General features: G+C 29.6%; 6 protein-coding genes. 1 reads left to right on the top strand and 5 read right to left on the bottom strand.

All coding sequences use genetic code 11. From position 1 onward, the window contains the following. The first annotated feature begins 18 nt into the window (after positions 1–18). Positions 19–3741 (top strand): metallophosphoesterase, encoded by a 3723-nt coding sequence (locus B2X73_RS01540; protein WP_286495775.1) that lies wholly within the window; start codon positions 19–21, stop codon positions 3739–3741. A 33-nt stretch (positions 3742–3774) separates the two neighbouring features. On the opposite strand, the gene B2X73_RS01545 is transcribed toward B2X73_RS01540, so the two are convergent. From B2X73_RS01545 to B2X73_RS01565, 5 genes are all read right to left on the bottom strand, one after another. Further along, a complete protein-coding gene (locus tag B2X73_RS01545; protein ID WP_286495774.1) occupies positions 3775–4188 on the bottom strand; it encodes an SRPBCC family protein in 414 nt (137 codons plus the stop codon). 3 nt (positions 4189–4191) lie between these two features. Further along, positions 4192–6510, bottom strand: a complete 2319-nt coding sequence (locus B2X73_RS01550) for a hypothetical protein (RefSeq protein WP_286495773.1) — start codon at positions 6508–6510, stop codon at positions 4192–4194. Between the two features lie 65 nt (positions 6511–6575). Beyond that, positions 6576–7331, bottom strand: a complete 756-nt coding sequence (gene yaaA, locus B2X73_RS01555; protein WP_286495772.1) for a peroxide stress protein YaaA — start codon at positions 7329–7331, stop codon at positions 6576–6578. 191 nt (positions 7332–7522) lie between these two features. Continuing rightward, the gene (locus tag B2X73_RS01560) at positions 7523–8242 is read right to left on the bottom strand and encodes a GLPGLI family protein (RefSeq protein ID WP_286495771.1); all 720 of its coding nucleotides are present in this window, start codon (positions 8240–8242) and stop codon (positions 7523–7525) included. Between the two features lie 6 nt (positions 8243–8248). After that, positions 8249–8839: a hypothetical protein gene (locus B2X73_RS01565; protein WP_286495770.1), complete on the bottom strand. Its 591-nt coding sequence runs from the start codon at positions 8837–8839 to the stop codon at positions 8249–8251. Between the last annotated feature and the right edge of the window lie 58 nt (positions 8840–8897).

Here is an 8897-nt window from a genome sequence, read left to right on the forward strand (position 1 = left end):
TTTTTAACGCTTAAATGTATGAAATTATTACCAACACTAAACAACAAAAAATTGAATTATCCTTTTTTGGCTTTAGTAGGTTCTTGCCTTTATATGACATCTTGCGCTACGCAACATCCTCAATATGGGAAAAACATTAAGACAGAAAAAGTACAAAATGTAGAAGGAAATAAAATTCAATCTATCTATTTAATAGGCGATGCAGGAGATCTTGATCAACCAAAAAATAAACAAAATTTAGAAATTTTAAAGAATCAATTAGCGAAAGCTGACTCTTCTTCTTATCTTTTCTTTTTAGGTGATAATGTTTACGAAAATGGAATTGTAACGGATTCTACAAAAGCTGAATATACAACAAGTAGAGAGAAACTTCAATTTCAGATTGATTTAGCGAAAGAATTTAAAGGAAAAACCCTTTTTATTCCAGGAAATCATGATTGGCGAAATGGTGTAAAAGGATTAAAAGAACAAGAAAAATTAGTCAAAAAACAATTGGGTAATAAAAAATCATTTTTACCAAAAGATGCGTGTCCAATTGATAAAATAAATGTAAATGATAGTATCGGAATTATTGCGATAGATTCTGAATGGTATTTGCAAGATTGGGACAAACATCCTGGTCTAAATGAAAAATGTGATATCAAATCGCGAGAAGCTTTCTTCGAAGAATTAGAATCGCAGTTGAACAAATATCAAAACAGAACAACTGTTATCACAATGCATCATCCGCTATATTCGAACGGAACACATGGTGGACAATTTGATTTCAAAAAACAGTTTTATCCATTAGGAGATAATTTCAAAGTTCCATTACCGGTAATCGGATCTTTTATTAATTTATTAAGAAGTACAACAGGTCTTAGTCCTCAAGATGTTAATAATTTCAAATACAGAGAAATGGCTTCTCGTATTGCAACACTTATCGAAAATAGAAATAATGTAATTGTTGTTTCTGGACACGATCACAACTTGCAATATATTCAACAAAACAATGTCAAACAAATTATCAGCGGTTCTGGTTCTAAAAAAGAATCTGCAAAAGCGGTTGGTAAAAACGATTTTTCTTACGGAGATAATGGTTTTGTTGTACTAGATTTATATGATAATGGCGCTTCTAAAGCTAATTTCTATGGTTTTAAAGACGATGGAATCGAATTATTATTAACAAAACAAATTACAGAAAAGAAAAAGGAATATTTGGCACAAGTTTATGATGATAAAAAAATGCCAAAAACGAAAGAAACAAGTGTATATCCATTAGACGTTACACGTAAATCTGATCCGTATAAATTCTTTTTTGGTCGTCATTATCGTCGAACATATGGACAAACAATTACTGCTAATACTGTTAATTTAAGTCAACTAAATGGAGGTTTAACCCCTGTTAGAATGGGTGGTGGACATCAAACGCAAAGTTTACGATTGGCAAATGCAAAAGGTGAAGAATACAATATGCGCTCGGTGAAGAAAAGTGCCACGCAATTCATTCAGCAAGTAGCATTTAAAAATAAATATGTTGCAGATGAATTTGAAGATTCTTTCACAGAGAAATTTTTGATGGATTTCTATACAACCAATCATCCATATTATCCATTAACAGTTGCTAATTTGATGAAACCAATCAATATTATGCATTCTACGCCAAAATTATATTACGTTCCAAAACAAGAAGCCTTGAAAGCATATAATGAGAATTTTGGTGATGAATTATACATGATAGAAGAACGACCAATGTCCGGATATCAAGACGGTGTTTTCGGAAAACCAAAAGATATTGTTAGCACAGATGATATGTTGGCTGCGATTCACAAAAACAAAGATGTTGTCGTGGATAAGCAAGCCTACATTCGTGCACGACTTTTTGATATGTTAGTTGGAGATTGGGATCGACATTCTGACCAATGGCGTTGGGGCGTTTACAAAGAGAATAAACAAACTGTTTATAAACCAATTCCACGCGATAGAGATCAAGCATTTCCACGTTATGATGGACTTTTCTTTCATTTAATTATGAAAATTCCTCCTTTGAGACATATGCAAGATTATAAAGATGACATCAAAAATGTAAAATGGTTCAATAGAGAACCTTATCCATTGGATTTAGCCATTTTAGAATCATCCGATCTTGAATTATGGATAAAAGAAGCAAAATATATTCAAGATAATTTGAGTGATGATTATATCAAACAATCATTTGAATTAATTCCTGAAGAAACAAAACAAGAATACGATCAAGAAGTAATCAATAATCTTATTGCCCGAAAATCTAAATTAGAAAAATTTGCAGAAGAATATAATAAAGTTCTTCGCAAATTAATCATTCTGAAAGGAACAAACGAAGATGAAGATTTTGTGATCACTCGTTTACCAAAGGGAAAAACAAATGTAAAAATCTATTCAGGACAAGATCGAACTTTAATTCTTGATGAAGATTTTGATAAAAAAGAAACGAAAGAAATTCGTTTATATGGATTAAACGGAAAAGATAAATTCAAGGTTGAAGGAAAGCCAAATAACGCTATTTTAGTTCGTATTATTGGTGGAATAGATGACGATATATACGAAGTAAAGCGTTCTGCAAAAGTAAAAGTATATGATTACGCAAACGGAAGTGATGCATCAGAATCTACCTTTTTAACATCGAAAAATTTTGTCAACGATTACGAGGTTAATACATACGATTACAAACAACCGATGTATAATTTCTTTACTATGTTACCTAATATTGGCTACAATCCTGATGACGGAATAAAAATTGGTTTATCGCCAACCTACACTGTCAACGGTTTTGATCGTAAACCATATTCGCAACGTCACAATTTGCAATTAAGTTATTATTTTGCGACAGGCGGTTGGGATGCCAAATATAAAGGAACGTTTACAAAAGCGTTGGGTAAGTGGAATTTAGATCTTAATGCAGCTTACACGAGCCCGACTTATAGTACAAATTTCTTTGGTTTAGGAAACGAGACCGTGAATAATCAAGAAGAAATTGGAATGGATTATAACCGTGTTCGATTAGAAAGTTATAGCATTGGACCGTCTATTTTCAAGATTATGAATAACAATGGTCGTTTAGATTTTTCTGCAATTTATAGTTACAAAAAGATTGAAGAGAATAAAGATCGTATCGTCGAAGATTTCCCATCAATTAATAGAGACGTTTTCAAAGGACAACATTTCGGAGAAATTGGAGCTAAATATTTGTTCAAAAATTACGATAACGAATCATTGCCAAAATTAGGCATGACATTTTTAGCAAATGCAAAGTGGATTTCTAATTTGACAGATTTTGAACGTAATCATTTTTATACCGAACTTAATTTAGGTTTCACACATAAAATTTCTGCAAATGGAAGATTAACAGTTGCTTCTATGCTAAAAGGTAAAGCAGTTTGGGGTAATTTTATGGAATTCTATCAAATGGCTAATTTAGGTGGAGATCAGGATTTACGTGGTTATCGATTAGGTCGTTTTGCAGGAGACAAAGTTTTCTTACAAACATCTGATTTACGATTTGATGCTTTACGTTTCAAAGCTGTTGTTCCACTTCGATTAGGTCTTTTTGTTGGAGCTGATTATGGACGAGTTTGGTTAAACGGAGAAGACTCAAATAAATGGCATTCATCTATGGGTGGTGGACTTTGGATAAACGGAGCACAATCTATTACCGCAACAGTTTCATACTTTAAAGGTGAAGATCCAGGGCGAATCGTTTTTGGTTTGAATTTCGGATTTTAACATATAAAAAAATAACCTTCAAAAATTTGAAGGTTATTTTTTTTGTACATATTTCTTGATTGCTTGCATCATATTTATCCACGCATTCTCTGAATGTGAGCGTTCAAAATCATCCGCAAAATCTTTTCCTTCAATTGATAGATAAGTAAAATTACCTGAAGATTTTAGATTAAAAATTACTTCAATCTCATGGTCTGTATTTTGTTTTTTATAATTATATCGCAAACGTTCATTCTCCATAATAGATGTAATCAAGGCTTCATCTACCAACGTTTCATTATTTTTTTGCGTTACAAACTTTATCCTCTCTCCTACTTTCCATTCGTTACAAGTCATTTTTATGTTTTCAAAACATTCATTAAACGCTTGTTCATCTGTCAAAACTTTCCAAATATTTTCGGCAGTACTATCTATCGAAATATTAAGCAATACATCATCTTTTTCCATTCTTTATTCTTCTATTTTAGTATATTTTTCGAGTTTATTTTTATAATTAATCGAAACTCTAATTGCTTGCAAACCGCTTATACCCTGCAAATCATCAATTTCCAAATATTCAACATCTTTTTTCAAAAATTTCTTATCAATTAATAAATTGATATAATTTGAGTATTCTTCTTTTAGGATATCTTCGGTATAAATAATACAAATTTTGTGTGGCAAATTGATTCGTTCATTTGTTCCTTTCACAAAAGCTTTACTCAATCTTTTCTTAATTATTTCATATTTTGCATTGTTGTATCCATTAACATCAAAACGTTTCTCATCTAATTTGAACAAAATATCTATAGTGGTATTCGTTGCAAAAATCAACGAAGCAACCTCTACTTTTAGCGGTGTTTTTTTCTGAATTTCTTTATACGATTGCTCCATCGAAATCATCGCCTGTAATTGCCAATATCTAATTTCACGAATATTTTGATAGGAGAATTTTTTGAACGGCGCAATACTTCGTCCAACATACAAATTATAATCAATTCCATCTGTCTTGAAACGTTCGTAATAATGCGGAAATACACCTTGAGCATCTTTCTGAAAAGTATCTAATTTGTTCGACAAAAGTGAATTTGTCATTACAATTGTTTGGTCAAATTTTTTGCGATCTACATAAAATAATCCCGTTGTAGAATCTAATTTTTTTAGATATTCTTCGATAATTGATTTCTCATTGTCCTTTACATATTTGGGAATTTCAGGATGAATATGCAACGTAATGTAATCAAATAATTCGCTTTCGAAATAGATTTTATCTACATTATCTATTCGTTGCAAAAAATCAGTCAAATCGTCAATATAATCCAAAAATTTATTCTTTTTTGTACGATTATATAACTCGTTACAAATCAAAATCAAGTAATTAATCTGATTAGTATAATCCATTTTTAAACATTGATTTCGAATCACTGACGAATTTCTCACATCCAATTCACCATAAATTGGATATACATTTTGAAAAGAGATCTGCAATTTTTGTTTTGTATTTCCCGGATGCAATATATGTTCGCGAGCTTTTTCTCTAAATTTCCAATCTACACTTGGATGCAACGACGTATATTCGGTTTGTATATAAGCATTGATTTGATTCTCAAACTCTACCGTATAGCGATAAATAGATTCTTCTAAAAGAGGCGTGATTTCGCGCAAAAGGTTTGCATTAATTCGATTGAAAACTCCAGCTTCTTTCGAGCCTATTTCTAAAATACCTAAATGAGATTTTCCGTTTTTCAATGGATAAAGAATCAAACTTTTCAGACCAGATTCATTTGCCATTCTCAACATTTTATCTTGCGGAAACTTCTCCAAAGCTGCGTCAATATTAGAAACAACATAATAATCTGATTTCGATATTTTGTTCTCTAAATCAGCACAAAAAATTTCATTCAGTTTTATTTTTTTATGATTATCAATCAATAAACTATCATTCAATTGTAATAAATGACTAATTTCCAATTGATTTTTATCCGAATTATAAGCCGAAAAACCAACTTCTAAATTATTGATTCTAAAAATAGATTTTAATGCAGAAATAATATCATTTCGAACAATATTAAAAGGTTCTCCATAAGATAATAATTTAGATTTTAAGTTAGAAAGTGCAATTTCAGTCGTATTATCAAAAAATGAAACAAGATTAAACCCTTTTGCAATCCAAGATCCAATTGGAATTTTTCTCATCCACAAAGCTGTATCTTCATAATTATTCAACAACTCTTCAATTTCATCTTCAGTCAATTTAAATTTATCTTCGGATGGATAAATACGAAAATAATCATGGTTTATATCAGTCCCAAGATAAATTCTGTAGCCATTTTGATTGTCTATCACCAACTGATTTGATAGATTAAAATCTAAATTTTTATGATAATATTTCGATAAGATGAAGCAACAACAAAACTTATATAATGTATCATAATCTAAATCTTCAAAATTGAATTTTAGTCGTGATTCATTATTATCAATCAACTCTTTAAGTCGATCTGTTGCAAAAATAAATTTGTCAGAAAAAGGAAAAGTTATCGCTTTTAAATTATATTTTACAAATGGTTTAGGAATAATTTTCTCAATAATTGGCTCAACATCTTTAATAATTTTCTGAAAATCTTCAAATGTTTCAACACCATCAATCAACTCTGGTCGAGTAGCTTTCAGATATTCTAAAAAAGCTTTAAACTCTCCAAAGTTGTATTCAGATCGTTCTAATTCTTCAATCAGCGATTGGAACGAGTAAATAATTTTGAGGGGTAATTTATCGATAAAATTTTCTTTCATATATTATTTAAAAATAACAAAAGACTACTAATAAAGCAGTCTTCAAGTTATTATTTTTTTAGTCATTATCTTGTAAATACCAAAATTTCTTCGGTAGAAAGATTCTCATCAAAACGATAACCATCCACGTCAAATGCTTTCACTTGATCCAAAGTTTCAACTTTATTTTCTGCACAATAACGCGCCATTGCACCACGAGCATGTTTAAAATACATCATGATTTTTTTCAATTCACCGTTCTTGTAATCTTGAAACTCTACATCAATCATCGGAACTTTTAACGATTTTCTATCCAAAACTTTTGCATATTCATTGCTTGCTAAATTTAAGATAAACTCGCCTTTCTTCAATTTTAAATTTAGAAAAGGTGTCAAAATTTTTTTCCAAAAACCATACAAATTTTTCGAACCATGAACATCCAATTTCGAACCCATTTCCAAGCGATACAACATTACTTTATCAGAAGGACGCAACATCCCATAAAGTCCAGATAACAAAAATGCATGTTTATTAAAGTAATCAAATGCTTCATCATCTAAAGTTTCAGCATTCAAACCTCTATAAACTTCACCTTTGAAAGCTAAAGCTGCTGGAATAGCTTGTTTCGCAGTAGGTTTAACATTCCAAACCTGATTACGCTCCACATTCATTTCTGCAATATCTTTCGAAATTTTCATTAATTTTTCAAGATCTGTTGTACTCATCTCTTTCATAACATCCATAATTTCTTGTGAATGTTCCAAAAATTGAGGTGTCGTTGCTCTCCATTTAGCATTCGTTTCCAAATTCATCATCTTCGCTGGAGAAAGTAATATTTTCATGTATCAAAAAATCTTAATTAATAAAAAAAGTATTCTGTTAGAATAAAATCTAATTCAACTTTTCTCTAACAAAGATAAGAATTCTTTGTTTTAGAAAAAGTGTAATTATATTGATTAAAAATATTCATAGATTACAAATAACTATTACTTAATATCAAAAAGGATTTCAATTGAAATCCTTTTTTCGTATCTTATTTTTGTAAAAACATTTCATTAAATTTTCGGTTTTCTTCTTCAACCATTTCTTCAAAATCGGCTTGACTTATCTGTTTTCCTTTGGTTGGTTTATTTATTTTGAATTTATCACTCACTTCAACTTTTGTTGCAACGTAAATTTGCTTATTCAACTGATTTCCTTCTTTATTGTTTAAAATAATTTTTAGAATTACACCAGGTAATCCGCCATAATTTGTTGGTCCATTTTTATAATTGAGCTTTGGCGCATACCAAGCTTCTACAAATGTATTCTCTGATTCTTGTAAAATTGCTTTTTTGACATCAAATCCTAAAATTTTAGAATTTTCTTTTTTAAGTATCCATTTATATTGTGGAATTGAATCAGAAATAAGGAGATTTTTACCATTAAAATTAATTTCAGAAAGTGAATTATTGTCTTTTAAATTTTTATAAAAAAATCCTCCAGGACCACTAACAAAACTTATTGACATTCCACTTTTATTTTGTGAATTATCTACTCGATCAATTTTATTAAAAGTAGATTCGTCTTTAGATGTAATCAATTCAAAATACAACCGATTATCATTACTATTTTTGTACATATCTCTACTCTTAGCATCTGAGGCATTTTGATAATCAAATTCATTTCTGAATTCATACTCTATTTTTAAATTTTCTTGCGCATTCATAACATAAAATGTTAAGCAAAAAAACAGCGTAAAAATATTTTTCATTCAATATTAATTATTTGAAGTTGTAAATCCTTTATCAATTAAATCATAATTTATTCTTTCACCTTCATTTGGACGTTTTATCTGAATCGTATTATTTTCTTTAAACTCCAATAAATTATATTCGGTTACCATTTTAGCTTTATTGTTTAGTGTTTCTTTATAGGAAATGATATATCCTGGAATATCAAAATAATTAATATCCTGATCAATTGGGGAAAATCGGATTTCAGATGGACAATACCATATTTCTATCGTATGTGTTAATTTGCCAACTTCAAATTGAAAGTCTGCACGTTTCGCATTACAATTATTAATAACTTTTGTCTCATCTTTAAAAACCCAATCAATTTTCTTAAAATTACTGAAGATTATAGCTCTTTTATCTTTATAATTTCGCTGTGTTTCTGCTATCTTATCTCTGTAATTTACATAATTGTATATTTGTCCATCATAAAATCTATCATTTTTTCTGATTTCAAAATTTGCTTCATCTCCTTTTTTATTAAGTTCATAAACTATTGAAACACCATTTAAGTTTGAGTTAAGAAATGAAGTTTTGTATTGGTAATAAGCAGTTAAATTTTCTTGCGCATTCATAACATAAAATGTTAAGCAAAAAAACAGCGTAAAATATTTTTTCATTCAATATTAATTA

The sequence above is a fragment of the Empedobacter sp. UBA7252 genome, assembly GCF_002472765.1.
GTDB classification, from domain to species: Bacteria; Bacteroidota; Bacteroidia; order Flavobacteriales; family Weeksellaceae; genus Empedobacter; species Empedobacter falsenii_B.

What these genes read in the sequence shown, in the direction of transcription:
- B2X73_RS01540 (WP_286495775.1), top strand. Translation starts at nt 19, where the DNA reads ATGAAATTATTACCAACACTAAACAACAAAAAATTGAATTATCCTTTT.
- B2X73_RS01565 (WP_286495770.1), bottom strand. Translation starts at nt 8,839, where the DNA reads ATGAATGCGCAAGAAAATTTAACTGCTTATTACCAATACAAAACTTCA.
- yaaA (WP_286495772.1), bottom strand. Translation starts at nt 7,331, where the DNA reads ATGAAAATATTACTTTCTCCAGCGAAGATGATGAATTTGGAAACGAAT.
- B2X73_RS01545 (WP_286495774.1), bottom strand. Translation starts at nt 4,188, where the DNA reads ATGGAAAAAGATGATGTATTGCTTAATATTTCGATAGATAGTACTGCC.
- B2X73_RS01550 (WP_286495773.1), bottom strand. Translation starts at nt 6,510, where the DNA reads ATGAAAGAAAATTTTATCGATAAATTACCCCTCAAAATTATTTACTCG.
- B2X73_RS01560 (WP_286495771.1), bottom strand. Translation starts at nt 8,242, where the DNA reads ATGAAAAATATTTTTACGCTGTTTTTTTGCTTAACATTTTATGTTATG.